The organism is Raoultibacter phocaeensis, from assembly GCF_901411515.1.
In the GTDB taxonomy this organism is placed as follows: domain Bacteria; phylum Actinomycetota; class Coriobacteriia; order Coriobacteriales; family Eggerthellaceae; genus Raoultibacter; species Raoultibacter phocaeensis.
In genome coordinates, this window is the sequence record NZ_CABDUX010000002.1 from 1,505,673 (window position 1) to 1,531,281 (window position 25,609).

Consider the following 25,609-nt stretch of genomic DNA (forward strand, 5'->3'; position numbering starts at 1 on the left):
AGCACACCGCGCCAACGACAACAGGTTACTTATTCTTTGCCGCTCGCTTCCGATACGCCTCAAGCGCCTTATCGTAGCCGCCCGCAATCTTTCTGTAGTACAGCGTATAGCCGACGGATATCACGGCGAATAAGACGAGAAAGATGGCGAAGAACCCTACCGCAGCTTCGATGCGCTGTGGAAACCAACCGGCGATCCATCCGCAGAGGTATATCGCGGGTGCTGCCGTGAGCGCGAACCCCGCGAGCCGTACCGTGTAGCGCATGCGTGCAAAGAACACGCCGCTGAACCAAAATCCCTGCAGCAACGCCGCCGCAAGCGCGGCTGCGAGCATGCCGACGCTCATGTTGAGGCCCTCGCTCGGACCGGCAAACGCGTACGCGAACGGCAGGCTCATAACCATGATCGCCGTAAACAGCACGCACGCGGTCACTGCCGCTCTTCCGAAAAACCGTTTCATCGCAATGCCCCTTCCACTGACGTGCGATCAGCTAGATCGCACCGATCTTCTTCTTGATAGCTGTCGAGTACTGCCGCGTTACAATCACCGATTCGCCGTTTTCCAACACGAGCTGCAGTCGTGCGTTGAAATCGGGGCGGATTGCGCGAACCTTGGCGAAGTTAACAATCATCTGCTTGGATACGCGTACGAAATCGAGTGAGGCGAGCTTGTCTTCCGCTTCGTACAGCCGCAGGGCGCACTCGAACACGCCGTCGGCCGTGTAAGCGAACACGCGACGATCCACCGCTTCGACGTAGAGAACGCCCGACGCGTCGATCAGATGCGTGCTCCCCTCCCGCTTGCCGACGATGCGCTTGTCGAACGCCTCGAGGTTCGCGACGATGCGCCCCACGCGCTCGTCGACATGCGGGCAGCGGATATCGACGAGGATGTCGTCGAGATCGCGTTCTTCGTTGATGGATATGCGCATGGCACGCCTTCCGTTCGCTTTCGTTCACGTTGTAGTATCCCGAAGGATGCGCGCAAGGACAAGCGAGAGGTGCGCAACCTGCATCGAAGGCGACATGAGATGCAGCAAGCGGCATCGAATTGTCGCCCGCACGCAATCGGAAAGAAAGAACCGCAGATCTGCAGTGCTCTATACTAAACGGGAAAACCGAGCATGTCGTCAAGCAGATGCGCGATGCGATGCTGCGCTCTCGTCGCGCAGAGGAAGGAGGATGCCGTGTTCTATGTAACAGGCGACACCCACGGCAGCTTCTCGCACATACGGCGGTTCGCACGCAGCCGCGACCTCGGCACAAGCGATACTATCGTCTCCCTCGGCGATACGAGTCTGAACTACCACGGCGACGAACGAGACGACAAAGCGAAGCGCAAGCTTGCCGCCCTGCCGTTCACCCTGCTCTCTCTGCGCGGCAACCACGACCGCAATCCGCTTGAAGTGGACGGAATGGAAACGCATCCGTGGAACGGCGGAACCGTGCAGTGCGAACCGGCTTATCCGAACATTCTCTACGCCGTCGATGGCAGCGTTTTCGACTTCGAAGGCCTGTCAGTGGCGGCTATCGGCGGTGCATACAGCGTCGACCGCGGTTACCGTCTTGAAAACGGATACACCTGGTTTGCCGACGAACAGCTCGATGACGAGCAAAAGCGCACTGTCGAAGCGGCACTCGAGGCGCGCGGCTGGGCGGTCGACTGCGTACTGACGCACACATGCCCGAAGAAGTACCTCCCGCATGAAGCGCTTTTCGACACCATCGACCAGAGCACCGTCGACGACAGCACCGAAGCCTGGCTCGATATACTGGAAGAACGGCTCACCTACCGAAGATGGTACTGCGGGCACTTCCATATCGATAAGACCGTTGATCGCATGCGCTTCCTCTACCGCACCATCGAAGCGCTGAGCGTTTAGGCAGAGCCTGCGTGCGGCACGGGCAACCGGGCCCGAGCCCTCGCGCATTCGGACTTCCGCCGACTTCGGATTACCGTTTGGCCGTCGGGAAACCCCGGGAAGAAAACCAGAGTCCCAAGCATACCTTCTTGACAACGAACATGCGTTCTCGTACCATAACACAAACAAACATTCGTGTCAGGGAGCAGTATGGACGTAGCGGATAAACTGGAGATACTCGCAGATGCAGCTAAATACGATGTCGCCTGCACCTCGTCGGGCATCGATCGCGATGCGCAGAAGGGCAAGCTCGGCAATACGCTCGCTGCCGGCATCTGCCACAGCTTTTCAGCCGACGGGCGCTGCATCACGCTCCTCAAAGTGCTCATGACCAACGTTTGCGTGTACGACTGCGCCTACTGTGTCAACCGTTGCTCCAACGAAGTCGCCCGCGCCGCGTTCAAGCCGCGCGAGCTGGCAGATCTCACGATCGGCTTCTACCGCCGCAACTACGTCGAGGGCCTCTTCTTAAGCTCGGGCGTCATCAAAAGTCCCGACTACACAACCGAGCTCATGATCCAAACGCTTTCCATTCTGCGCTTCGAACATGGCTTTCGCGGCTACATTCACGCGAAAGCCGTTCCGGGCACCTCCCCCGAACTCGTGTACCAGCTCGGCCACCTTGCTGACCGCATGAGCGTGAACATGGAGCTGCCTTCGCAGAAGAGCCTGCAACTGCTCGCTCCCGAGAAGAACAAGCAGAACATCCTCGCCCCCATGAAGCAGATCAAGGAGAACATCGCCGAGGATAAGGATACGCGCGCTATCATGCGCAAGCACACCACCTACATGGCAGAATGCACGCCGAAGAAGAAAACGCGTGCATTCGTTCCGGCGGGCCAGAGCACGCAGATGATCATCGGCGCCACACCCGAAAGCGATTACCACATCCTCAACCTATCGGCGTCTCTGTATCGTACGCTCTCGCTCAAACGCGTGTTCTTCAGCGCGTACCTGCCGGTGAACGACGATGCGCGCCTCCCAGGAAAGGATGCGATCGAACTCAACCGCGAGCACCGGCTCTACCAAGCCGATTGGCTTCTGCGCTTCTATCGGTTCGACGTCAACGAGATCATCGACGAAAAGCATCCGTTCCTCGATCCGCTGCTCGATCCGAAGGCTAACTGGGCTATCAACAACCTCGACAGCTTCCCTGTCGAAGTGAACACCGCCCCCCTCGATATGCTTTTGCGCGTGCCGGGCATCGGCGTGCGCGGCGCAAAGCTCATCGTGCGCGCCCGCAAGCATTCAACGCTCAGAGAACCCGAACTGCGCAAACTCGGCATTGCCTACAAGCGCGCGCGGTACTTCATCACCTGCAACGGCACGTATGCCGGCACGGGAGCCGATTTCTCGCGCGAAGGCCTGCGCGCGCAGCTGGCAGCGCCCATCCAAGGCGGCAGGCACGGCCGTCGGGCCGACAGGGTGATTCCCGGTCAGATGAGCTTGTTCGAACAAACCGATACGCCCGGGCCCCGAATCACGCGCCCCGATGCGCTCGGTGCGCCGGATCCGCTTGCCGCCTCGGTGCCCGAATGGTTTCGAGCTCCCGGGCAGATGGCAGCCGACAAGCTCGCCATACTCGGCACCCCCGGCCGCGAGCGCATCAGTGCGAAAGCGTCGGCATGATCGATATCGCCTACACCTACGACGGATCGCTCGAGGGCCTGCTGTGCGCCATCTTCGCCTCGTATGCGAACAAGGAGGATCCGACCGACGTCGTTTCGAGTACGGCTCTGCAAGCGCGCCTCGGACAAACCGTTCGCGAGGTGGAAACCGACATGGCCGTCGCGCTGCGCGTGCAGAAGGGAATCTGCCGCAGGTGCGGACCTCTTGTATTCGATGCGGTCAAGACCGCTTCGCTCTCCGACGAGCCGCACACGGGAAGCATCGTCTACCGCTTCGTCCGTTTTGCCATGGCCCGACACACGCCGCACGATTGCACAGGCTGCCCGCGCACCATGCGCTGCGGGGGGCTGTGCACCCGCAACCAGAAAAACAGCGTGCTGGGCGACCTCGCCCATCCGATTGTCGCGCCGTTTCAGAAACTCAACCGCTCGGTGTACAACGAACGCCACCGCATGATGCAGTTCTTGCGCTTCGAGCATCTCGAAGGCGACGTCTGGTTCGCCCAATGCAATCCCGCAGCTTCGGTGGTGCCGCTCGTGATGGACTGGTTCGCCGGTAGGTTCAATACGCAAGCCTTCATGATCTACGACGAGGTGCACCATCTTGCGGGCGTGTACGAGGGCAAGGATTGGTACCTCGTCAAAACCGACTCCCTCATACTGCCCGAGCGCTCGGCCGAAGAGCGCGTCATGCAGGCTGCCTGGAAGCGGTTTTACGATACGATCGCCGTCGAATCGCGCTACAATCCCGAGCTGCGCCGGCAATTCATGCCCAAACGTCTTTGGAAGAACATCGTGGAGATGAAGGAAACGCTGCCGGGCAGCGAGATCGCCCTTTAAGGGCGCATCTCTGCCCACTGCGCCTTATGCGTTCATCGTGACGTGCAGGTCAGACGATCCCGAACTCGATGCGCAGGACGGACATGAGCCCGTTGTGCGCCGATGCGGATCGGCACGCGGCTACACTCCGCTTCCGTCGAATGCGGGAACGAAGCTCTCGCCCACCGCATCGCCCTCTTGCCAGAAGTAGTCCTCTATGCCGAGTTCGTCGGCGAAATCGAGCAGCGCCTCGTAGTCCTCGGCGGGCACCCGCTCGTTCAGCTCGGGGTGGCCGGCAACCTCGCGCAGAGGCGTGTACTGGTTCATGAGGCTCAGGGTGATCGAGTTTCCATAGCGCTCAGCGAGAAACGCGACCAAGGCCTTGGAATCGTCGAGCAGGCCGGGAAGCATCATATGCCGCACGACGGTTCCCCGCGCAAGCATCGGCTGCTCTTCGCCTGCAACCTCGCGGTATATGCACGGACCCGTTTGAGCGACCATCTCGTCAAGCGCGGCGATAGCGACGTCGCGGTAGCCGGGAGCGTGCGAGTAGGAGCGGGCCGGTCCTTCCGACCAGTACTTGAAATCGGTCAGATACGCATCGACGACGCCCGCAAGCGAACGGACGGCCCCGACCGTTTCGTAGCCCGAAGTGTTGTACACGATCGGAACGCCGAGCCCGTTTTCCCGTGCGGCTTCTACGGCATAGCGTATCTGCGGAAGGTAATGCGTCCCCGTCACGAGATTCACGTTGTTGGCACCTTGGTCTTCAAGCTCGAGAAACACGTCAGAAAGCCGATCGGCCGTGATTGCCTTCCCCGCTTTCCCCGCCGCAATCTCGAAGTTTTGGCAGTATACGCACCGAAGCGGGCAATGGGAGAAGAACACCGTACCGCTTCCCGCAGTGCCGCTGATCGGAGGCTCCTCCCAAAAATGCAAAGCCGCACGCGCCACCATGAGTTCGGCCCCAGCGCCGCACACCCCGCGCTCGCCGTTTGCGCGGTCGGCTCCGCACGCGCGCGGGCAGAGCATGCACGGAACACAAGGGGACGGTCCTTTTGTGTCGTACCTCGATGAGGGGGCACAAAAGGACCGTCCCCTTGTGTTCTCTACGTCGGCCATGGTCGGTTAGTTTGCCGAATATCCGCCGAAACCGCCGGAGTACTCGTCGAGGTGATGGTGGCCGCCGCAGTCGCATTCATCTTCGTCGGCTTCGCCATCGCCGTAAGCTTGCTCGGCACGCGTCCAATCGAGGCCTTGAGCCGCACATGCGGATTCCTCGCCGTACACGAGGCTCAGCGACGATACCGCCATGTCGGTGCCTCCGATGATAGCAAGCAGTTCAAGCAGGTGAAGGCCAGCTTCCGCTCCCGGCAGGATCAGATCTATGTCATCGGCGGCCATGAGCGCTGCGGTGAGCTCGGCCATGCAGACCCGCACCGTATACTCGCCCACGAACCGCTTTTCGGCCACAGCAGCATAGAGGCGCGCAGCCGACTCAGTCACGAATCCCTGTTCGCGCGCAAACCGAAACGCGCCGGAACTCGAAGCCCCCGACGCACGGCAGAGCGCATCGGCTTCCATGACCGATACGAGCTGTAACGCAGTATTGAGCGTCAGCGCCGCACGGGCAAGCTGAGCCGAACCCGAGGCACCGGTCGGTTCCACCGTTGCGGCAAGCGCCTTGAGCATCGGTAGAATTTCGGCAACGTCGCCCTCTTCGCCCGCAACAAAGCAGATGAGGTTTTCCGGATCGGAGTAAGCGTGCTCGACCGTGACGTCGCGCACCGCAAGCGGAGCTTCGATAGCCGCAAGCTCGCTTACGATGGAAACCGCGTTGAGTTCGCGGGCGAACCCGGGCGTCGAGGGGCTCAGATCGACGAGAAACGCTCCTTTTTGAGCCGTCTGCACGAGGCCCTCGGTATCGAAGTACACATCCTCGAGATCGGTCTGCGTCGCGCAGAACGTAAACACCACATCGGCGTCAGAGATTCCCGAAGCGGCTTTGTAGCCCGCTTTCACCAGGTTATCGGCCAGCACGGCGCCGATCGCCGTATCTCCCGCATACACAAACGTCTTACCCATCGTACAACCCCATACCTTACTCGGCCCGCAGGCCGCACCGTGGTTCTTCCCTGCCTTCGACAACCCGCGCATCGTCATGTCCGTCGAAGCGCTGCGGAGCAGGAACCGCCATCGAATCGAAGTGCCTTAGCCTTGGCTGCCCTTGACCTTCCGGGCAATCTTATCGGCGACCGACATTTCCTCACGCTGATCGTATCCCCAAAATACCACGGCGATCATTCCCGGACCGACATGGCTTCCGATAACGGGGCCGATGTAGCTTTCCAAAAACAAAATGTTCTCGTCGATTTTCGAGAGGAGGTCCTTCAAGCGTTCGGCATCCTTCGGACAGTCCGAATGCGCGATCACGACGCACTGGCCGGGACTTTTGGAGGCAACGCGCTTCTCGTAGTAATCGGCGAGCTGCTTGATGCCCTTCTTGCGCCCGCGAGCCACGCCCGACAAGGTCAGCTTGCCTTCGATGTCGATCGTCAGAAGCGGCTTCACATCGAGCTTCGATCCGGCGTAGGCGACCGAGCCGGGAATGCGTCCACCTCGACGCAGCGATTCGAGATCGTCGACCATGAATTCGGCGTCCACATAGTTGAGCGCCTCTTCTGCCCACAGGGCGAGCTCTTTGGCCGTCATGCCCTTGTCGCGCTGCCTGATGGCTTCGTATACGAGCAGGCCTTCGGCTACCGAAGCGAGCCTGGTATCGACAAGGTAGAGCTCCGCATCGGGATTCTGGGCTTTGACCTGCTCCATAACCATAGAAGCGACATCGAAGCTCCCTGAAAGACCGCTCGAGAAGCTCAGAAACACTGTGGGTACTTTACTGTCAACCGCACGCTGGAACGCTGCCTGCAGCGTCGGTACCGAAATCTGCGCGGTCGAAGGCGTCTCGCCGTCGCGCATACCTTGGAAGAAATCGTGCGCCGTCGTCGATTGGTACAGATCGTCAGAATGTTCGCCGTCGCTCATGATATAGGGAAACTCGATAAGCTCGATGCCCTCGTGGTTCACGACCTCGAACGGAAGGTCGCAGCAGGAGTCGATGATAAGGTTGCACTGGTGCTGCATGCTGTGAATCCCGCCTTCCTATTGGACGCAGAACGAACGGAGGGAACCGTTTATCTTGTTCTGAATCGCCTGTTTGCATTCGTAGGCGATCCCGACGGCGGGTCCTACATGCAATCCGATGACGGGGCTGACCGGAAGCACGCGCACCGACGAGCCGACGAGCGGCTCGATGACGTTTTTAGCCCATTCAAGCGCTGGCGTCCTGTCGCCGATGTAGTGCACGACAATGTTCTTTAGACCGTGCTCCTCGCAATCGTCGAGAAACGTCTGAACAATCTTCTCGAGCGCCTTTTTCCTAGTCCTCACCTTGGCGAACGTGGTCGCCTCGCCATCGCGCACCGTCAGCACGGGAGCGAGTTGGATGAGGTTGCCCAAAAGCGCCGCCGCACCGCCGATGCGCCCGCCCTTCTGGAGGAAGGTAAGCGTTTCGGGCGTGAAGAGAAAACGGCTTGCGGCCATAGTCGAAAGCGCTGCTTCGGTGCACGCATCGAGATCGCCTCCCGCCTCGGCAGCGTCGGCCGCAGCGAGCACGGCCCATCCCTCGTCAAACCCGCACGACGTCGAATCGACGATGCGGTAGGTGAAATCGATATTGCGCGCTTTAACGGCGCGCGCCGCGCGCAGAGCACCGTCGAATGTTCCGGAAAGGTGCGATGAGATGAATATCCCAAGCACTTCATCGCCCGCCTGGGCGGATTGCTCGAACAGCTCTTCGAGCGTAAGCTGGGAGGGCTGGCTCGACGTCGGGATGTTGTCGACCATGTCGTAGATATCGGCGTAGAACGCATCGAGATCCATCGTAGCATCGGCGTATTCCACGCCTTCCCTGTTCACGTACAAGGTAACGACCTCGACCGGCTTGCCGGCAAGCATATCGGGAGGTATCGATGCCACGGAGTCGGTTATGATCTTGATCATGGTATCCTCTCGTCTTGGTAAAACCCTTCGACCGTCCGCCGAACCGTACCAAAAGGCCCGATCGCAGACCGCTTCCTTAAAACTACTCAAAGCCCCGCAATTGCACAACCAAATTAGTCCGACGCTCAAAAAGACCACATTCCAAACCGACCGGATAGGAATGAGGGTTGAGCATGCGCTTCTGACTCTCGTCGAGCATCGCAACCTGTTCGGCCACGCGACCTTGTGCCGCCATAGCATCGCGATCTGCCGGCGCAAGCACCGTCCGCCCCTTGCGCGCAAGGGGCGCAAGCAGCGTATCGAAGCGCTTGTTCGCAAGCATTTTGCGACGCAGGCTGTCGGCTGGATCGACGATGACTTCGCGCTCTGATACGCCGTGGTTCACGTCGTACACCATATCGCCCGCGATGCGGTTGTCTTCATGGTAGTAGCGCCGCACGTCGAGCACGCCGGGAACGGTGAGCTTAGCAGCTTGTTCGGTGATCTTGATGCGGTCCTGCCACGCCGTATCGGATGCGCTTTTCGTAGCGGAAAGCTTGTACACGCCTCCGAGCGTTGGCTGGTCATACGCAGTGGCGAGCTTCGTTCCCACCCCGTACGACGTAACCTTCGCACCTTGGTCGCGCAACGACTGGATAGTGTATTCGTCGAGATCGTTCGAAAGTACGATGCCGCAGTCGGACAGACCAGCTTCGTCGAGTCGGGCGCGGGCCATCTTCGAAAGCCACGCCAGATCGCCCGAATCGATGCGGATGCCGGCAAGCCGATCCCCCCGCTTTTGCATCTCGAGCCCGACCGTGATGGCGTTTTCGATACCCTGCTTCACATCGTAGGTGTCGACGAGCAGCACGCAGTTCTTCGGCATGGCCTGCGCATAGGCGCGAAACGCTTCGAGTTCGGTCGGAAACGACATGACCCACGAATGGGCGTGCGTGCCCGAAACCGGGATGTCGTAGAGCTTTCCGGCAAGCACGTTGCTCGTCGATGCGCATCCGCCCACGACCGCCGCTCGGCTGGCCCACAGGCCGCCTCCCGCACCCTGCGCGCGGCGAAGTCCGAATTCGGCAACGGGGGCCCCGTCTGCAGCAAGACACACGCGCGCCGCTTTCGTTGCGATGAGCGTCTGGAAGTTCACGCAGTTCAAAAGGGCCGTTTCGAGCAACTGGCAGTGCATGATGGGGCCTGTGACCCTCACGAGCGGCTCGTTTGCGAACACGACGGTACCCTCGAGCACCGCATCGATGTCCACGTTGAGCTCAAGCGCACGCAAGTACTCGAGGAATTCGCGTTTGAAGAGCCTGCCGCCGCCAGGTGCCGGCAGCGAGGCGAGATACGCGATATCGTCGTCGGAAAACGCGAAGGTTTCCACCATCTCGGCGAGCATCGCCATACCGCATGCGACGGCGAATCCTCCCTTGAACGGGTTTTCGCGAAAGTACATGTGGAAGCAGGCGAGGTCGTCTGTTTTGCCCGATTCCCAGTACCCCTGCGCCATAGTGATCTGGTAGAGGTCGGTCAGAAGCGAGTACTCGTAGGTCTCACCGCTATTCATCGGCCGCACCGCTTCCTGCTGCGCCTTCGCCGCTTCCCGCCTTATGGCTGCGGCGGCGCGTCTTGCGGTGCGCTCCCTCGCCCGACCCCTGTTGGCTCGAAGGTTTCTGCCCTTGCCCTTGCGGACGCGAAGCGGGTTTCTTCTGCGAGCTCTCAACGCCGCGCAACCCCGAGGACTTCTGGCCGGGGCGCGGGCCTTGTCCCTGCTTCTGGCCCGCCTTGCCGCCCGAGCGCTGCCCCTGCTTCTTGGATTGCTGGTTTGAGCCTTTGTTCTGGTTCTGGCTCTGCCCGCCTTGGCCCTGAGCTTGCCCCTGACCCTTCTTGCGCTGGCCGGAACGCTTCTTTTGACCGGAGGATTGACCCTGCTTTTGGGGCTCGCCCGCTGTCGCGCCCTTCTCGGCACCGACGGTGGTCGAGCGCCTTCTGCGCGGCTTGCGGCTTTCGGTTGCGGGCTGTTCGGATCCCTTGCGCTTGCCCGACGATCCCGAACGGCTCTTCGATCCGCTCGATTTGCGCGCTTTCGCATCGCCGAGCTTGTCCGATCCGGTGAAATGAGGTGTGATGAGCGGAGACTCGCCGAGAGCATCGAGCACGGTCTTGTTCGCGTAGGCATCGAACACATCGGCGCTCACCGAATCGGGGCGCGCCGCACCTTCCGATGTGTCCATTTCGGCAAGTGGAATCTTGACGGTCTTGCCTTCCGGCGTCCTTAAGCTCACGAGCTCCTTGGGCATGTCGAGCTCGACGACCTTTGCGGGGCCGACAGGTGTTTGGATCATCGCGTTTTGCTTGGGAGCGCGAGCCTTGAACTCCTTGTACGCATCGAACTCGTAGCGCAAGCAGCACATGAGACGGCCGCACACCCCCGATATCTTCTGCGGGTTCAGGGAGAGGTCCTGCTCCTTGGCCATGCGGATGGACACGGGGCAGAACTCGCCGCCGAGCCGTTTGCAGCAGAGCTCTTGCCCGCAGTGGCCGAGGCCCCCGACCATACGAGCCTCGTCGCGCACGCCGATCTGGCGCATATCGACGCGCACATGGAAGTGCGAGGCGAGCTTGCGCACGAGGTCGCGGAAATCGACGCGCTCCTCGGCCTCGAAGTAGAACACCGCCTTATCGCCGTCGAGCAGGTACTCGACCGACACCGGGTGCATGTCTTCGCTCGCCTGGGCGGCCATCTCTTTGAAGATGGGAAGCGCCTCTTTGGATTTGAGCTCCATCTCGGCGGCCTTCGCCTCGTCGTCGGGCGTTGCGATCCTCAAAACCGGCTTAAGTTCGGTTTTGAGCTTTTTGATGTCGGCCTCTTCGACTTCGATGATGTCGTCGGCATGGCCGAATTCGGTTCCCCGCGCCGTCTTCACGACGACCGGATCGCCTGCGTGGATATCAAGGTCCTGGGGGTTGAACCACAGGGTCCTCGGATTATACTGCAGCTTTATGGGTGCTACCCGTACCATAGAGGGTACTCCTTATCTCGAATAGCAGAGCATCGAGGCATGTTTCAGGTGATACATTATACGACAACGCCCGATCGGCTTCGGCGCACGCCGCAAGCGCGGCCGCCACGCGGGCTTCGTCGGTTTTACGGGCCGCCTCTTCGATGGCAGTACGCGCATCCGCGTTGATGACGAGCTCGGGCGTTCCCGCGCACACGGCGAGCACGTCGCGCAGCCATGAGCGGATGATGGCCGTCATTTGATGGAGCGATTCGAAGCTCTTCGCGGTAAGCGCCCGCTTGTTGCGCATCTCGATCTGCCTGATCGCCGATTTAGCGAGGAAGTCGGCCGACTCGGCAAGCTCTTCTTCCTGAGCGGCGCGCACGACGTCGAGCGGTGCCTTCGCCTTTACGACGAGGTCTTCGGCATACGTGATCACATCCCAGTCATCTGCGAGCTGAAGCGAAGCGAGCACCTCGAGGATACGACCGCGAAACACCGTACGCTCGTTGGACTTCAAAAACTCGATCGCTTTGGTGATGGAGCCGTCGCATGCCTGAATGGCGATGTCGGCGGCCATCTTCGTGGCACCGGTGTTCTGCATGAGGATGCCTGCGGCCTCGGTCGCCGGGATATGGCGAAACGGCACCACCTGGCAGCGTGACACGATGGTGGGCAACACGCTTTCGCGCGTGCGGCCCAAAAGGATGAGCACCACGTCGTCAGGCGGCTCTTCGAGCGTTTTGAGAAACGCGTTCGCCGCCGAGGAGCCGAGCAGATCGACGCGATCGAGAATGTAGACCTTCTTCGAAGCGCGGATGGGCGCAAGCGACGTGTCGGCTACGATATCGCGGATCTGATCGACCAGATAGCCGCCTGCACCCTCAGGGGCGAAGTAGCGCACATCGGGGTGCTTTCTGCGCATGACGCGCTGGCAGCAGTCGCATTCGCTGCATCCCGCCTTATCGCAGAGGGTGGCTTGGGCGAACGCGTATGCGGAAAGCGTCTTGTTCGATCCCGCAGGCCCCGTGAACAGATAGGCGTGGCTCACCTTGCCGCCCGCGATCGTCGCACGGAGAAACTCGCGAACCTGTGGCTGTCCCAAGATATTCTCGAAAGCATCGGCCATCGGATACTCACATGCCCTTGCGCGACGCCTCGGCAGCATCGCCAAAACATCCGCCAAACGGAGTCTCGCCGATATCCTCGCCGAACAGGACATCGCCTGTGCCGCATGAATGCTCGCACTCATCGTCGCACGCGCCGATGGCTTTCTTGTTGCCGTAGTAGCCGGTATCGATTTTCTCGAACAGCGCGTCGTCAGCGCACGCAGGATCGCCCATCCACTCGAAAAGATCGGCAAGCTCCGAGAACACCGCACGAGCTGTATCCGATTTCCGCGCAGCGGAAGCCACCACGCGGATGCGATCGGGCTCGGCTGCGGCGATTTCCATGAACCCCTCGTTTACGCGGGCATGGAACCGAGCGCCTTCAAGTTCGAGGCGGTCGGCTTCGCCGTGGTGAGTGGCGCGCTTGAGACCGTCATCGGCCGAACCGCCTACGGCGAGCAGGATAGTGCGATCGGGGCGCACGCCTTGGCTTGCGAACCGGTTGGCGGCATCCACAAACGAGCGGTCAAGACCGCGCCCGAACACCTGGTAGGCAACCGTCGAATCGTAGAAGCGGTCGCACAAGACAACCGCCCCGCGCTCAAGTGCCGGAGCGATCACCTCCGAGACGATCTGCGCGCGGGCTGCCTCGTAGATCAAAAGCTCCGCCTCGTCGGCAAGACCCGCGTTCTCGGGATCGAGCACGATGGAGCGCAGATCCTCGCCGATGGCCGTACCTCCCGGTTCGCGCAGGCATAACACCTCGAAGCCGCGCTCCTCGAGCGCTTCGGCGAGGAAGCGAATGTGCGTCGATTTACCGGCGCCTTCGCCCCCCTCGAACGTTATGAAGATGCCAGGGGCATGCGCCCCGCGATATGGTTTCTCTGTGTCCACGAATGCAGTACCTCTAACCGTTAACCGCTTTACAGCGAGTAGATATCGTTTCCTGAGGCATCGAGCCCCACGAATACCGGAAAGCCCGCAACCTCTATGCGACGCAGCGCTTCCGTACCGAGTTCATCATACGCCAAGGTCTCCGAACTTTCCACGCAACGCGCGAGAAACGCCGCAGCGCCCCCGCATGCCACAAAATAAACGGAACCCGTTTCCCTGCACGCTTCGCGCACGTCAGCCGAACGCGCGCCCTTGCCGATGGTTGCGACGATGCCCGCCCGATAGAGGTCGGGCGCCGCGAAGTCCATGCGCGATGCCGTAGTGGGACCGACCGCGCCGAACGGCCGTCCGGCGGCCGGGGGCGTGGGCCCCGCGTAGAAGATCGTCTGTCCGGCAAGCCCGTAGGGAAGCTCGCCTTGCTCTTCGAGCTCCGCAAGAAGCCGGATATGGCCCGCGTCGCGCAGCGTATACATCGGACCCGTCAGCGTGCAGGCATCGCCCGCGCGAAGGGTTGCGGCTTCTTCTTTCGAAAGCGGAAGCGACAGATTCTTAGAGCTCAACGGTACACCTCCGCATAGCCGAGCACCCCATGTTCACGGCAACGGGCAGCGCCGCGATGTGGCAGGGTGCGGTCTGCACGCGCACGCCGAGCGCCGTCGCGTGTCCGCCGAGCGCGCCCGCGCCGATGCCGGTTGCGTTTATCGCTTCGAGTAGTTCGCGCTCGAACGCCGCGGTTTCCTTGTCGGGGGCAGGTTGGTCGAGCGGTCGCATAAGCGCTCGCTTCGCAAGCCCAGCCACCTTGTCGAATGTCGAGCCGATGCCGACGCCGACGATGAGCGGGGGGCATGCATTTGCGGCCTTCTCGCGCACGCACGAAAGCACGGCTTCGACCACACCCGCTCTTCCCGCACCCGGCACGAGCATAACCACGCGACTCGCGTTGTCCGAGCCGCCTCCTTTGAGCATGATGCAAAGCCTGGCCGCCCCAGGCTCGTCCACAACATGGATATCGGTGAACGCCGGCGTGTTATCGCCGGTGTTTCCCCGGTCGAACAGCGCGTCTTTCACGACCGATTTGCGCAGGTTCGCCTCCTGGTAAGCGCGCGCAACCGCCTCGTCGACGCACGAGAACACATCGCCCAAAACGGCGACGTCGGGTCCTATTTCCAAACTCACCCACACCGTGCCGGTATCCTGGCAGATAGGCACTTGGTCGGCTGCGGCGATGCGGGCGTTCTCGACAAGCTGGTCGAGCACGATACGGCCGCGAGGGTTTTCCTCGGCATCCCGCGCCGCCTTAAGGCCTGCGCGTATATCGGCGGGAAGCTCGCATGCCAGACGCGGAATGGCCGCGTAGACGGCATCGGCTACCTCATGCGCTGTAACGGTTCTGCCCATGCGGCAAGCCTGCTACTCGGGTAAGTTCGCAAGACCCGCGCGAACGCTTGCGGCCGAAGCCTGCAGTGCGGCGAGCTCATCATCGGTCAGGTCGAACTCGACGATCTCTTCGACACCGCCCTTTCCGAGACGCACAGGAATGTTCATGTAGAGGTCCTCGATGCCGTACTCGCCGTCGATGTAGGCGCATACGCTCATGATCTCTTTGGTGTCGCCCAAGATGGCCTCGACCATCTTGGCAATCGAAGCGCCTGGCGCGTAATAGGCAGAGCCGGTCTTAAGGTGCGCCACAACCTCGGCACCGCCCTTGACCGTGCGCTCGACGACCGCCTCCACATCGTCCTCGCTCATGAGCTCGGTGATGGGAGTGCCCTGCACCGTCGTGAAACGCGGCCAGCACACCATGCCTTCCCCGTGCGCACCGAGCGCCCAAGCCTCCACATCTTCGGGAAGGCAGCCGAGCTTCTCGCAGACGGCGAACGACAGACGCGACGAATCGAGCACGCCGCCCATGCCCATGAGGCGGTTGGTCGGCAAGCCCGACTTCTTGTACGCAAGATACGTCATCACGTCAAGCGGGTTCGTCACGCAGATGTAGACGGCATCGGGAGACGCTTCGAGCGCCGCATCGATGACCGAGGACATAATGCCCGCGTTCACACCGAGCAGATCTTCGCGTGTCATGCCGGGTTTGCGGGCGATGCCTGCGGTAATGACTACGACATCGGAGTCTTTCGTAGCCTCGTAGTCGTTCGAACCGGAAACGGTGACCGTGAACTTCTCGACCCCGCGCATGTGCATCATATCGAGCGCCTTGCCCTGGGGTAGCCCCTCAGCGACATCCACGAGCACGACGTCGGCAAGGTTCTTCGACGCGATGATGTGGGCCGCCGTAGCTCCGACGTTTCCTGCTCCGACAATGGTTACCTTAGGCATACTGTATCGCTCCTTACTCGTGAAAGTTTTCATCGGCATTGTATCGCGAACCGGCTCCGACGCACAATGTCTGCGAAAACCTTACGCCGAACGGCATCGCAAAACCAGCGTCGCATCCCGACCGAGCACGATGGAAGAACCTCGTGGCAACCGCTGACGCGGTTCCAGCCGAACAACGATAGGCATGAAGACTCGGCACGAAAACGGACGACTTTCAGCAGATTTTTTCGACTTGTGCACAAAACTATACGGCAGTCCGGTGACGCGGCGACGGAACAGCGGTCGCGCGAACCGTCGCAAAAATGCCATCAGGGCAAACGCAGCCGCGTGCGAGCCAAAGTCCGCATACTCATCGTTTCACGTAACGAAACGAATCTCTCAGTGTGCACAAGTCGCAAAAAACTGGCTGTGTTAGACCACTGTTGACATATTCCAGTACTCTCCGAAGGGAAACGGAGTTGAAGGATAGTTCCTTCTGGTCGTCTCGTATGTTCCGCTTATGGCATTTGAGTACAGCACCTCACGACGGTCAGCATCGCTTTTCCTGAATTGCTCAACGTAGCAAAACCAGTCAAGGTAATGTTTAAGGCGCCTTGTGGAAACACCTTTGAACGGGAATAGGAAATCCCTCAAGCGTGAATGGAGAGCATTGACCATGTTGATCTTATACCCCTTACCCGATGATGTGCAATAACGCCTATGCCCCGCACCGATCGATGCCAAGGCTTTGGGGTAAGCTGCATCCCAGTCACTTGATACGATGGCCCCTTTTTCGACCTTGCCCTTTAGGAGCGCCTCGATATCTTCGATGCTCGATTTGCCCCGACAGCACACCTCGCAGAAGCAGTCTCCCCGGTCACTGATGCCGGTTAAGATGCTGATCCTTTCCCTGGACGACCCCGAAACATGTATGGCGTTCCCCCGCTTATGGGGTTTTCTCGGTAGCGAAACAGACCCTGATCTGGTCCAGTTCCCCGAGAGATTCTCATTGACTATGGTTTCATCGATCTGGCAGGCTGACCCTTTCCCGACACGAAAAGGCATGAGTCTTTTCGCCATCACCTCACAAAGGCGGTGGCGCATGAACCAGGCGGTGGAAAGGCAGGTATTGCAACGCTTGGCAGACTCCCGAAGACTCAATGCATCCACCATGCATGCGGCAAAGCTCATCCACGCCCCTCCGCTGAGCTTCGAGTTTGCCAGCAGTCCTTTGGTCGCACCGGAAAAGGTCCGCGCACAGCCGCCGCAAAGCCATCGTTGTTCTCTTGAGCGGCCATGGCCCTTCTTGGTGAAGCGCGCACAGCCGCAGTGCGGACAAACGGAAGGTCCGTTGCCTTCAGAGCTAACGATCAGCTCTTCGGCAATGGCTTCTTTTAGGTGGGCGAGCATCTCGATTTTCTCAGCGCGGGTTAGCTGGGGCAAAAGTTGGTGTAGAATCTCAAGCATAGGCTCTTCTCCTTACTGGTCGTCTGATAACTTTCAGTATAGTTGGAGAGCCTTTTTGGTACAAGTGTTCTTGTCAACAGTGGTCTAACACAGCCAAAAAACTGGTACTCGATTCGAGTTTTTCCGCCCGCAGTACGTTCGAGGATTCCAGCGCGAAAGAACGCCGTCCATACGGAGGTTCCCGGTACACTCGCTCCCGACGTACCCGGCCACCGCCTCGCCTGCGGCGGTGGTCGGGCATCCGCATCCTATCCGTTCAAGCTAAAGCAGAGAACCCGTGGGGCCCTTCGGTCTGCACTGCAACCCGCGGCACAGCCCGAAGGCGCGAGCTCACACACCTACCGCTATTTCTTCTTCGCAGCAGGCTTCTTCGCACCCTTTTTCGCCGACGTGCTCCGGGCGGCGGGTTTGGCGCCCTTCTTCGCGCCCTTCGCTTCGTCTTTCTCCTTGCCCGGGCAATCGAAGTTCGGGCAGAGCTTCCAGGGTCCGCGGTTCGTGGTGACGATGACCATCGGAGCTCCGCAATGCTCGCACACCTCGTCGGTGGCGGTAAGCTTGCCGTACTGCGGCAACGGATACCCCGTGCCGCATTCCTCGTGGTTCTCGCAGCGGATGAAGCGCTTGAGCGTGCGCGGGTTCTTCTGCGCGATGAGCTTTGCGGTCTTGCCCGCAGCCTTGCACGTGGGGCACTCGCCCACCTCGATGTCGGGTTCCTGGTTCGTCTCGCATGCGGGATCGATGCAGAGCGTTCTCGGTTTCGAACGGAACGCCGTCACCTTGATCTGGGGCATGCCGCAGGTCGGACACGGCTCCTCGGTCGATTCGACCTTGCCTTTGGGTACGGGATAGGTCACATCGCAGTCGGGCCATCCCGAACAGCCGATGAACATCGAACGCGTCTTCTGCGACGCGCGCAGCTGCAAATCCTTGCCGCATTTCGGACATTTCCCGATGTAGGCGTCGGCGGCCACCGCGTCGGCGAGCGCCTCTTTCACCTCTTCGGAATGCGGGATGAGTTCGCCGAGCTGCTCGGAGAGGAGGTTGCGCGAGTTGGTGACGACCACATCCTTCGAGGTCGAGCCGGCCGCTATGTTGTCCATCTCGCTTTCGAGTTCGGCTGTCATGTCGGGGTGCGTGATATGCGGCGCGAACTTGTCGAGCGCATCGCATACGGCCATACCGAGCTGTGAGGGCTCGATCGGGTCGTTCATGATGTACTTCACGGCATACAAACGCTCGATGATGGAGTGGCGCGTCGATTTGGTACCGAGGCCCAAGCGCTCCATCTCCTGGATGAGCTTGCCCTGGCTGTAGCGGGCGGGCGGCTCGGTCTGCTTTTTGGTGCACGTCGCGCCGCCGAACGCAATCTCTTGACCCTCGGAGAGCACGGGCAGCTGCTCGTCTTTCTTGAGACCGTACGGGTAGATTGCGCGGAAACCCTGTTTCACGAGCACATCGCCGCGACCGACGAACGTCTCGCCCCCAACCGAAAGCCCCACCTTCGTACCCTCGACGACAGCCGCCTCGGAGAGCGTCGCCAGAAAGCGGCGGGCGATGAGGTTGTAGAGCTTGTACTCGGCCGCGGGTAGATCGTCGGGCGTCACCGATGCGGTCGGATAGATGGGCGGATGGTCGGTCGTTTCCTTCTTGCCGCGCGTGGCGGTGAGCTTCGGTTTCGCCAGAAGCTCCTTGCAGTACGGTGCGTAAGCGGGATTGCCCATGAGATTCTGCACCGTCTCGGCCAAATCGAGCGAGGCGGGATACACCGTGTTGTCGACGCGGGGATACGAGATGTAGCCGTCCATGTACAGACTCTCGGCGATGCGCATCGTGCGCGCCGGTGAAAGGCCCTCGGCGGATGCGGCGGCCATGAGCGAAGTGGTGTTGAAGGGGGCAGGAGGTGCAACCGTGCGCTTTTTCTTCTCGACCGAAGCAACGGTAGCGGAGGTCTTGCCCTCGATATGGGCCATGACGGCCTGCGCCTCGGATTCCACTTTGAAGCGTGCCGTCTCGTGCGGGGCTTCGAACGCGTCGTCTCCCTCGCCGAACATGCCCTTGATGACCCAGTAGTCCTCAGGCGTGAACGCAAGGCGCTCGCGTTCACGCGCGACGATGAGCGCGAGCGTGGGCGTTTGCACGCGGCCCGACGAGCGCACGTTGCCGTAGCCTGCGAATTTCACGAGCGTGAGATAGCGCGTAAGCACCGCACCCCAGATGAGGTCGATGTCTTGGCGCGAGGCGCCCGCTGAGGCAAGATCGGTATCGAGCTCGACGAGATTGTCGAAGGCGTGCGTGATCTCCTCTTTCGTAAACGCCGAATAGCGGGCCCGCGAAACGGGCGCGGTCGGGTTGACCTCCTGGATGCAGGAAAGCGCATCCGAGCCGATGAGCTCGCCCTCGCGGTCGAAGTCGGTAGCGATCACGATGGAGTCGGCCTTCTTCGCAAGCGTCTTCAGAGAGCGGATGATCTCCTTCTCCTTCGGAAGCTTCTCGATGGGCGCGTACACGAGATACGGCAACGCGTCCATCTTCCATGCCTTAAGCTCAACGCCATCGGGAGTGAAGGGCTTCTTTTTCTTGAAAGGGGGCTTGGGCAGCGTTGCGGGCAGCGTAGCGGGCAGAACTTCGCCCTCTTCCGTGACACCCTGCCAGCCCTTCGATTTCTTGTATACGAGCGATGGCGCGAAGTCGGGCTCGAGGATGTGGCCGCGCAGGCCTATCGTCACCCATTCCTCGCCATCGATGTCAAACCGGTATACCGGCGTCGAATACACCTTATCGGCTTTAGGTTTTGTCGCGCCGAGCAAATCGGCGATCTTCTGAGCCGCGTCGTTCTTCTCGGTTACCACCAGTTTCACGCGGTTCCTCCTGTTCTTGCTGCCAGATACCGTCCGGCGCTTTCGTCCACACGATGCCCCATTCGTTTATTTACGTGTGCGGGGATGGTGCTCGCTTCACTCCGTTACGCCGATTCAGTCGATTCGTTCGGCGAAAGACGGCAGCGGAGCCAAAACAGTTTGTTAGCATACACGATTTTCGCACCATGCAACAGATTTGTTTTTTGTCGATCAGTTTTGGTTAATCCGTAGAGATGTTGTCCGCACCCGTTGAAGATACGGCGCACATTCTATGAATCGCCGCGTTATGGATTACTCTACGGTTACGGGAAGCCGTCGACCTGCCCGATACACGCACCGTAAACGCACCCTGTATACCAGCAGCATCGACGACGCACACATGAACCAGCGGCGGCACCCGTCACGAACCGCAACGAACCGAAAGGAGCGCAGTATGAAGAAAGTCATCGTGGCTTTTACCGGTCTCATTGCACTCCTCATTGCAGGCATCCTCGTCATCATGTTCGTACCCACCATCGCCTCGTCGGATGAAAACGACCCCATAGCCGGTCTCAGAGCGGCCAGCATGAACGCGCTCATAGACGTGAGCGGCCTTAAGAGCAAGGCGGCGAGCGCGCTCCATGACAACCTCGATACGATATCCGCAGCCACCGGCTTGAGCGAAGCCGATTGCGCCCAGATCGTCTACAGCCTCGACGTGCAGAATTGGGAAGCCGCCGTACTGCCGAATTCAGCCGAAGAGCTCGGCTCGATCTCGGGCAGCTACGCGGGCCTCGATGGAACGCTCACCTACTACGATGACCCCGAATACATCACCGTGAACGCCTACGGGCAAAACGTGACTATGAAGATTCCCGAATCGGCTCAGGCGTATCTCCCCTATCTGCAACTCGCCGAGCAGTACCTCGACCAAGCGGCATAGGACGCGCCGCGCACTCGACGCTGCGGTCGGAGCCACAACGAGGGCTCCCTGGAAAGGCCCGCCGGATCGACGGAATCGGCGAGTCGGCTCAGCTGTTTTTGATCGACGGACCACGACCGTTCACCGCGCGCGGACGATAACGCTTTGAACCGATTACCATCCACGACTCAGCATGCTCGGCATAGCTTGGTATGGTATGGCGAAAATCATGCCATATGGCATGATCCGCGAAGGGGAATAATATCCTCAAAAAGGGAGCATACTGCTCTGATCAGGCACGACGCGGAGGGCGCTTTCATTCGTTGAAGCGGAGCGGAGATAGCGCGTCAGCAATCGTGCCATGTGGCTCGATTGCTGACGCGCCTCGAAAACACGGTAGGCAACCTGGTCAGGCACACGTTGCGGGGCTTCCTCATGCTCCGCAATGCAACAACGAGCATGTTTGACCCGACTCGATTCAGGTAACAGCGATGATACGCGTAGGTTCGCCATATCCGGAAAAGATCAACCGATGCGACTCCCACAAACCTGGCCGCACCGCGCTCAGCCCTAGCTTTCCCTTCCCTTCTTCAGCTTGCGCTGATAGGCGCGTACGATCTGGGAGAGGGTGAAACACACGATGAAGTACAGCACGGCCATAATGCCGAAGATCATGAAAATCTGCTCGGTCGAGTTGTAGCTGTTCATGAGGATCATGCCGCGGCCCATGAGCTCTTGAAGCGCCATAGCGCCCCAGAGGAAGCTCGTATCCTTGATCGTGGTCACGAATTGCGAAAGCAACGCAGGTATCATGTTGCGCAACGCTTGCGGCAAGATGATGAGCACGTAGGTCTGCACGAGCGAGAAACCCTGGCTCTTGGCCGCCTCGTACTGGCCGAACGGTACGCTCGCCAACCCGCCGCGCACGATTTCGGCAACGCTCGCACTTGTGAACAGCGTAAACGCGAGTACGGCGGCACCCATCGGCGGCAGTTGCGCCACGAAGAACGTGAACATGATCCACAGAAGCAGCGGCGTGTTCTTGAAAATCTCGATGTACACCGTTGCAATGGCGGAAAGCACGCGGCTGTTCGACGTGCGCATGATCGAGATGATCGTTCCGAGCACGATTGAGCATAGAATCGCGATGGCGGAGATGAAGAGCGTCATGCCGAGACCTTGCAGCAAGAACCGCATGTTCACCCAAGTGAAGAGTTCTGCCATGGCTACTTCGCCTCCCTTCCGTCATCGGATGTGCGCGTATGAGGATCGCGCCCGTCGAACGCGTCTTGCGGATCGGTTCCGGACTCGTCGATCGGCTCGGTGTCGCGGGCGTTCTCGCCATCCGCGCTTTCAAGCTCGGGGTTCGGGTGTGCGTCCTTGGCGCCGCCGCCCTCGCCCGCCGCCTGGCCGCCGAGGCTCTGGTGGAGCTTCTCGAGCGCCTCGATCTGATCGGATAGAAACTCGTTGTCGTCGAACGACTCGACGGAAAGCGCTGCCTCTTCGGCAGCCTTCGCACGTTTTACCTGCTCGTCAGTGATCTTCGGGATGGAACCAGTATCCTTCACCGTTGCGGCGGCTTGCTTCACGGCCTCCTTCGCCTCGGATACCACCTGCACCGTCTCCTGCTTTACGGCTTCAGCATGCTCGGCGGCGCGCATGGCGGCCTTACGGTTCGCCTCGGCACGCTCGACCGACAGGGCGCCTTCAGCCATGCGGTCGGCAAGCGCATCGGCTACTTCGGGGTTCTCCGCCGCCTCTTGGACGATCTTCTTCGCAAGAAGCCTTCTCTTTGCACCGGTGCGGCCCGCTTTGGTGTAGGTTCTGCGCCTCACGCACGCCTCATCGCCATCGCACTCGTCTTCGATCTGCTGCTGGATTTCGCGACCGATCTCGTCGGCGATCTCTGCGGCGCGGCGGCCGGTGATCGGATAGGCTTGGCGGATCGAATCGGGGTCGTTCGGATCGACGATTACATGGAGCGGATGGCGCGGCGAGGGAGCAACGACAGCGGGCGCGATATCCACGGTCTCGTGCATCGTCTGGACGCCGGCAGCCAAACTGTCAGCTGCCGCCTGTCCCGTGATGTCATGCGAGCCAGGCGTAACCTCGGTCGGATCGGCGGCCAAGTGCTCGGTCGCGTCGCCCGTGGTCACATGCTTGTGCGAGCGGGTGCGGTGCTCAAGGTAGAGCGCAAGGCGCGACAGGGGGAAACAGATGATGAAGTACAGCACCGCTGCGATCAGATACACCGGCCCATAGTAGCTCGTGGAGCCTGCGAACGAGTTCGAGAAGTACATGATCTCGCCGCCCACGAAGAATGCGAGGATCGATGTATTCTTTACAAGGTTCGCTGCCTGCACCGCCAAAGGCGGCATGATGATGCGCATGGCCTGCGGCAAAATGATGACGAACATGGCCTGCCAGTACGAGAATCCCTGGCTTTTCGCCGCCTCGAACTGGCCGCGGTGGATCGAGCCGATGCCGCTTCGCACAACCTCGGATATGTAGCCGCCATGGTAGATGCCGATGGCGAATATGCCGATGTAGAGCGTCTCCATGCTGATACCGATGAGCGGCAAAAGCGCATAGAACACGAATGCCTGCAACAGCAAGGGAACGTTCTGCACCACTTCGACGTACACGCGCGTGATCGCGCGCAAAACGGCGAACCGCGATACCGAAAGCACGCCGAACACGATGCCGAGCACAAGCGCCAAGATGAGCGCGAAGAACGACACGAGCACCGTCGTACCGAAGGCTGAGAGGATTTCGGGCCAGCGCGCAAACAGCGCTTCCCACTTGAACCACGCGAACGCATCAAGCATCTTCGAGCCCCCATTTCTCTTCGAGGGAGGCAAGCGTGCCGTCGTCCATCATGTCAGTGAGCGCGTCGTCGATCTGCGAGGCGAGCTCGGTATTGGTCTTCTTGGTGGCGATGCCGTACTCCTGGGGCGCGAACTGCGCATCGAGCAGCATCGTCGAATCGTCGAGATACCCCATAAGGATCGAGCGGTCGACCGAGAACGCGTCGACGCGCCCGGTCACGAGCGCGATCTTGATTTCGGGATAGGTGGCGTACTCGGCGAACTCCATGTGGATGCCGATCTCGTCGCCCGCTTGCGTGAGCTTGTCGCGCGTCGTCGCGCTCGAGGCGACACCGACCGTCTTGCCGTTTAAGTCGGCGAGCTCGCGTATGCCCGCATCCTTTTTCACGAGTACCCCGATGTGGTCGGTGAAGTAGGGCTGCGAGAAGTTGTAGCTTTTCTTGCGCGCTTCGGTGATGGTGAAGGTGGCGAGTGTCGCATCGAGCGTGCCGTTGTCGAGCATGATGCCGCGCGTGGTCACGTTCACGCCGGTGACCTCGAGTTTGTCGGGGCTGCCCTTGATGCGCGCGGCAAGCTCGCGGGCGATGTCCACTTCGAAGCCCTCGATGTTGCCCGATTCGGGATTCTGGAACCCGAAACCCGGCACATCGATCTTCGTCCCGACGCGCAGCACGTCGCCGCTTGCGCATCCAGCCAACCCGCCGCCTATCGCAAGGCTGCCGGCCGCAAGGGCCGCAGTGCGTATGAAATCTCTTCTCGTCAGCATGGCAGCCGCCTAGAGTATCTTCGAGAGGAAGCTCTGGATACGCGGGTTGCTCGTATCGTCGAATATATGAGAGGGCGTTCCCTGTTCGACCACCAGGCCGTTTTCCATGAACACGACTTTGTCGGCCGCCTCGCGGGCAAGGCCCATCTCGTGGGTGACCATCACGATGGTCATGTTCGTTTCGGCAAGCGACTTGATGACGTCGAGTACTTCCTGGACCATCTCGGGATCGAGAGCGCTCGTGGGCTCGTCCAAGAGCATGATATTCGGATGCATGTTGAGGGCGCGTGCGATGGCGACGCGCTGCTGCTGGCCGCCCGAGAGCTGATCGGGGTACTTGTCGATCTTGTCTGAAAGACCGACGCGCTCCAGATAGGCCAGCCCCGTCTTCTCGGCCTCGGCCTTATCCACCTTGAGCACCTTCACCGGCGCGAGCGTGACGTTTTCGAGCACGGTCTTGTGCGGGTAGAGGTTGTAGCTCTGAAACACCATGGCCACTTCGCGAGCGAGCGCTCGCGAGGTAACCTTGCGATCGGACAAATTCATGCCGTCGACGACGATCTCGCCCGAATCGGGAATCTCGAGCGCGTTGATGCATCTGATGAGCACGCTTTTCCCCGAACCGGAAGGGCCGATGATAACGACTTTCTCACCCTCTTCAACCTCAAGCGAAACGCCTTTGAGCGCTTCGACCTTTCCGAAGTTCTTCGTGATGTTGCGCACTGATATCATGACAGCTCCCAAACGTTCGTCCGACACGCTCCCGCGCACGTGAGACAGCAAACGCCTTAAAACCGCGCAACGGGAAGAGACCGTTTGCGTCCATCAGGCCAAACGGATGGCGCTATTGTACCGCTCCGCTTAATCCGCTCGGTAACGAGCGTATGACGGTTGCGTTGCCGTATCGGGACGGCCCAGATGAGAGGCAAGCGCGCAAAAACGGCCAACATAGTCCAAAATACGAGCATGCGTCTATCTCTTTCGCAGAAGGCAAAGCCATGCTGTACGGCGCGGTAATGTTCGGATCAGAAATCTGATAGTTGGCTCATTGTCTT

Annotated in this window: 23 protein-coding genes; 4 read left to right on the plus strand and 19 right to left on the minus strand. The window is 60.3% G+C overall.

Translation table 11 applies throughout. The annotated features are described in order from the left end of the window. Positions 1–25: 25 nt before the first annotated feature. Positions 26–460, minus strand: coding sequence for a DUF3021 domain-containing protein (locus tag FJE54_RS14350; protein WP_139653475.1), 435 nt, complete (start codon positions 458–460; stop codon positions 26–28). 31 nt (positions 461–491) lie between these two features. Next, positions 492–932 (minus strand): LytTR family DNA-binding domain-containing protein, encoded by a 441-nt coding sequence (locus FJE54_RS14355; protein WP_139653476.1) that lies wholly within the window; start codon positions 930–932, stop codon positions 492–494. A gap of 255 nt (positions 933–1,187) precedes the next feature. Here FJE54_RS14355 and FJE54_RS14360 point away from each other — a divergent pair, with 255 nt between their 5' ends. From FJE54_RS14360 to FJE54_RS14370, 3 genes are all read left to right on the plus strand, one after another. Next, complete coding sequence (locus tag FJE54_RS14360; protein ID WP_139653477.1) at positions 1,188–1,883, plus strand: metallophosphoesterase; 696 nt, start codon at positions 1,188–1,190, stop codon at positions 1,881–1,883. Positions 1,884–2,072: 189 nt separating this feature from the next. Then, positions 2,073–3,551 (plus strand): putative DNA modification/repair radical SAM protein, encoded by a 1,479-nt coding sequence (locus FJE54_RS14365; protein ID WP_139653478.1) that lies wholly within the window; start codon positions 2,073–2,075, stop codon positions 3,549–3,551. After that, a complete protein-coding gene (locus FJE54_RS14370) occupies positions 3,548–4,390 on the plus strand; it encodes a TIGR03915 family putative DNA repair protein (protein WP_139653479.1) in 843 nt (280 codons plus the stop codon). The genes FJE54_RS14365 and FJE54_RS14370 overlap by 4 nt, the downstream gene beginning before the upstream one ends. A 120-nt stretch (positions 4,391–4,510) precedes the next feature. Here FJE54_RS14370 and FJE54_RS14375 read toward each other — a convergent pair whose 3' ends face one another. The 13 genes from FJE54_RS14375 to FJE54_RS14435 form a co-directional block, all read right to left on the minus strand. After that, positions 4,511–5,401, minus strand: coding sequence for a radical SAM protein (locus tag FJE54_RS14375; protein ID WP_255467451.1), 891 nt, complete (start codon positions 5,399–5,401; stop codon positions 4,511–4,513). A gap of 96 nt (positions 5,402–5,497) precedes the next feature. After that, positions 5,498–6,454 carry an NAD(P)-binding domain-containing protein gene (locus tag FJE54_RS14380; protein ID WP_139653481.1) on the minus strand — a complete coding sequence of 319 codons (957 nt, stop codon included), beginning with the start codon at positions 6,452–6,454 and terminating at the stop codon, positions 5,498–5,500. A gap of 126 nt (positions 6,455–6,580) precedes the next feature. Then, positions 6,581–7,513 (minus strand): DegV family protein, encoded by a 933-nt coding sequence (locus tag FJE54_RS14385; protein WP_139653482.1) that lies wholly within the window; start codon positions 7,511–7,513, stop codon positions 6,581–6,583. Between the two features lie 18 nt (positions 7,514–7,531). After that, positions 7,532–8,431, minus strand: a complete 900-nt coding sequence (locus FJE54_RS14390) for a DegV family protein (RefSeq protein WP_139653483.1) — start codon at positions 8,429–8,431, stop codon at positions 7,532–7,534. Positions 8,432–8,513: 82 nt separating this feature from the next. Beyond that, positions 8,514–9,983, minus strand: a complete 1,470-nt coding sequence (locus tag FJE54_RS14395) for a nicotinate phosphoribosyltransferase (protein WP_139653484.1) — start codon at positions 9,981–9,983, stop codon at positions 8,514–8,516. Then, positions 9,976–11,439, minus strand: a complete 1,464-nt coding sequence (locus FJE54_RS14400; protein ID WP_139653485.1) for a PSP1 domain-containing protein — start codon at positions 11,437–11,439, stop codon at positions 9,976–9,978. Before FJE54_RS14400 ends, FJE54_RS14395 begins: the two co-directional genes overlap by 8 nt. Further along, entirely contained in the window at positions 11,405–12,547 is a 1,143-nt protein-coding gene (locus tag FJE54_RS14405; RefSeq protein WP_139653486.1) for a DNA polymerase III subunit, read from the minus strand. Before FJE54_RS14405 ends, FJE54_RS14400 begins: the two co-directional genes overlap by 35 nt. 7 nt (positions 12,548–12,554) lie before the next feature. Then, positions 12,555–13,421 (minus strand): dTMP kinase, encoded by an 867-nt coding sequence (gene tmk, locus FJE54_RS14410; RefSeq protein WP_139653487.1) that lies wholly within the window; start codon positions 13,419–13,421, stop codon positions 12,555–12,557. 29 nt (positions 13,422–13,450) lie between these two features. Continuing rightward, entirely contained in the window at positions 13,451–13,981 is a 531-nt protein-coding gene (locus FJE54_RS14415) for a FumA C-terminus/TtdB family hydratase beta subunit (protein WP_139653488.1), read from the minus strand. Next, on the minus strand, positions 13,971–14,819 hold the full coding sequence (locus tag FJE54_RS14420; protein WP_139653489.1) for a fumarate hydratase: 849 nt from the start codon (positions 14,817–14,819) through the stop codon (positions 13,971–13,973). The genes FJE54_RS14415 and FJE54_RS14420 overlap by 11 nt, the downstream gene beginning before the upstream one ends. A gap of 12 nt (positions 14,820–14,831) precedes the next feature. After that, positions 14,832–15,755 (minus strand): malate dehydrogenase, encoded by a 924-nt coding sequence (gene mdh, locus FJE54_RS14425; RefSeq protein ID WP_139653490.1) that lies wholly within the window; start codon positions 15,753–15,755, stop codon positions 14,832–14,834. A gap of 411 nt (positions 15,756–16,166) precedes the next feature. Further along, positions 16,167–17,201 carry an IS1595 family transposase gene (locus tag FJE54_RS14430; protein ID WP_139650786.1) on the minus strand — a complete coding sequence of 345 codons (1,035 nt, stop codon included), beginning with the start codon at positions 17,199–17,201 and terminating at the stop codon, positions 16,167–16,169. A 344-nt stretch (positions 17,202–17,545) separates the two neighbouring features. Next, positions 17,546–20,059, minus strand: coding sequence for a DNA topoisomerase I (locus FJE54_RS14435; RefSeq protein ID WP_139653491.1), 2,514 nt, complete (start codon positions 20,057–20,059; stop codon positions 17,546–17,548). Between the two features lie 433 nt (positions 20,060–20,492). Between FJE54_RS14435 and FJE54_RS14440 the strand changes: the two genes are divergently transcribed. After that, positions 20,493–20,981 carry a hypothetical protein gene (locus tag FJE54_RS14440; RefSeq protein WP_139653492.1) on the plus strand — a complete coding sequence of 163 codons (489 nt, stop codon included), beginning with the start codon at positions 20,493–20,495 and terminating at the stop codon, positions 20,979–20,981. Between the two features lie 549 nt (positions 20,982–21,530). On the opposite strand, the gene FJE54_RS14445 is transcribed toward FJE54_RS14440, so the two are convergent. Genes FJE54_RS14445 through FJE54_RS14460 form a run of 4 tightly spaced genes read right to left on the minus strand, consistent with a single transcriptional unit; the run spans position 21,531 to position 25,286 of the window. Further along, complete coding sequence (locus FJE54_RS14445) at positions 21,531–22,184, minus strand: amino acid ABC transporter permease (RefSeq protein WP_139653493.1); 654 nt, start codon at positions 22,182–22,184, stop codon at positions 21,531–21,533. 2 nt (positions 22,185–22,186) lie between these two features. Then, entirely contained in the window at positions 22,187–23,788 is a 1,602-nt protein-coding gene (locus FJE54_RS14450) for an ABC transporter permease subunit (protein WP_139653494.1), read from the minus strand. Continuing rightward, positions 23,781–24,554: a transporter substrate-binding domain-containing protein gene (locus FJE54_RS14455; RefSeq protein ID WP_139653495.1), complete on the minus strand. Its 774-nt coding sequence runs from the start codon at positions 24,552–24,554 to the stop codon at positions 23,781–23,783. The genes FJE54_RS14450 and FJE54_RS14455 overlap by 8 nt, the downstream gene beginning before the upstream one ends. 9 nt (positions 24,555–24,563) lie before the next feature. Further along, a complete protein-coding gene (locus FJE54_RS14460; protein WP_139653496.1) occupies positions 24,564–25,286 on the minus strand; it encodes an amino acid ABC transporter ATP-binding protein in 723 nt (240 codons plus the stop codon). Between the last annotated feature and the right edge of the window lie 323 nt (positions 25,287–25,609).

What these genes read in the sequence shown, in the direction of transcription:
- FJE54_RS14445 (WP_139653493.1), bottom strand. Translation starts at nt 22,184, where the DNA reads ATGGCAGAACTCTTCACTTGGGTGAACATGCGGTTCTTGCTGCAAGGT.
- FJE54_RS14430 (WP_139650786.1), bottom strand. Translation starts at nt 17,201, where the DNA reads ATGCTTGAGATTCTACACCAACTTTTGCCCCAGCTAACCCGCGCTGAG.
- FJE54_RS14365 (WP_139653478.1), top strand. Translation starts at nt 2,073, where the DNA reads ATGGACGTAGCGGATAAACTGGAGATACTCGCAGATGCAGCTAAATAC.
- FJE54_RS14420 (WP_139653489.1), bottom strand. Translation starts at nt 14,819, where the DNA reads ATGGGCAGAACCGTTACAGCGCATGAGGTAGCCGATGCCGTCTACGCG.
- FJE54_RS14405 (WP_139653486.1), bottom strand. Translation starts at nt 12,547, where the DNA reads ATGGCCGATGCTTTCGAGAATATCTTGGGACAGCCACAGGTTCGCGAG.
- FJE54_RS14380 (WP_139653481.1), bottom strand. Translation starts at nt 6,454, where the DNA reads ATGGGTAAGACGTTTGTGTATGCGGGAGATACGGCGATCGGCGCCGTG.
- FJE54_RS14460 (WP_139653496.1), bottom strand. Translation starts at nt 25,286, where the DNA reads ATGATATCAGTGCGCAACATCACGAAGAACTTCGGAAAGGTCGAAGCG.
- FJE54_RS14395 (WP_139653484.1), bottom strand. Translation starts at nt 9,983, where the DNA reads ATGAATAGCGGTGAGACCTACGAGTACTCGCTTCTGACCGACCTCTAC.
- FJE54_RS14350 (WP_139653475.1), bottom strand. Translation starts at nt 460, where the DNA reads ATGAAACGGTTTTTCGGAAGAGCGGCAGTGACCGCGTGCGTGCTGTTT.
- mdh (WP_139653490.1), bottom strand. Translation starts at nt 15,755, where the DNA reads ATGCCTAAGGTAACCATTGTCGGAGCAGGAAACGTCGGAGCTACGGCG.
- FJE54_RS14440 (WP_139653492.1), top strand. Translation starts at nt 20,493, where the DNA reads ATGAAGAAAGTCATCGTGGCTTTTACCGGTCTCATTGCACTCCTCATT.
- FJE54_RS14355 (WP_139653476.1), bottom strand. Translation starts at nt 932, where the DNA reads ATGCGCATATCCATCAACGAAGAACGCGATCTCGACGACATCCTCGTC.
- FJE54_RS14400 (WP_139653485.1), bottom strand. Translation starts at nt 11,439, where the DNA reads ATGGTACGGGTAGCACCCATAAAGCTGCAGTATAATCCGAGGACCCTG.
- FJE54_RS14455 (WP_139653495.1), bottom strand. Translation starts at nt 24,554, where the DNA reads ATGCTGACGAGAAGAGATTTCATACGCACTGCGGCCCTTGCGGCCGGC.
- FJE54_RS14450 (WP_139653494.1), bottom strand. Translation starts at nt 23,788, where the DNA reads ATGCTTGATGCGTTCGCGTGGTTCAAGTGGGAAGCGCTGTTTGCGCGC.
- FJE54_RS14370 (WP_139653479.1), top strand. Translation starts at nt 3,548, where the DNA reads ATGATCGATATCGCCTACACCTACGACGGATCGCTCGAGGGCCTGCTG.
- FJE54_RS14385 (WP_139653482.1), bottom strand. Translation starts at nt 7,513, where the DNA reads ATGCAGCACCAGTGCAACCTTATCATCGACTCCTGCTGCGACCTTCCG.
- FJE54_RS14390 (WP_139653483.1), bottom strand. Translation starts at nt 8,431, where the DNA reads ATGATCAAGATCATAACCGACTCCGTGGCATCGATACCTCCCGATATG.
- FJE54_RS14375 (WP_255467451.1), bottom strand. Translation starts at nt 5,401, where the DNA reads ATGCTCTGCCCGCGCGCGTGCGGAGCCGACCGCGCAAACGGCGAGCGC.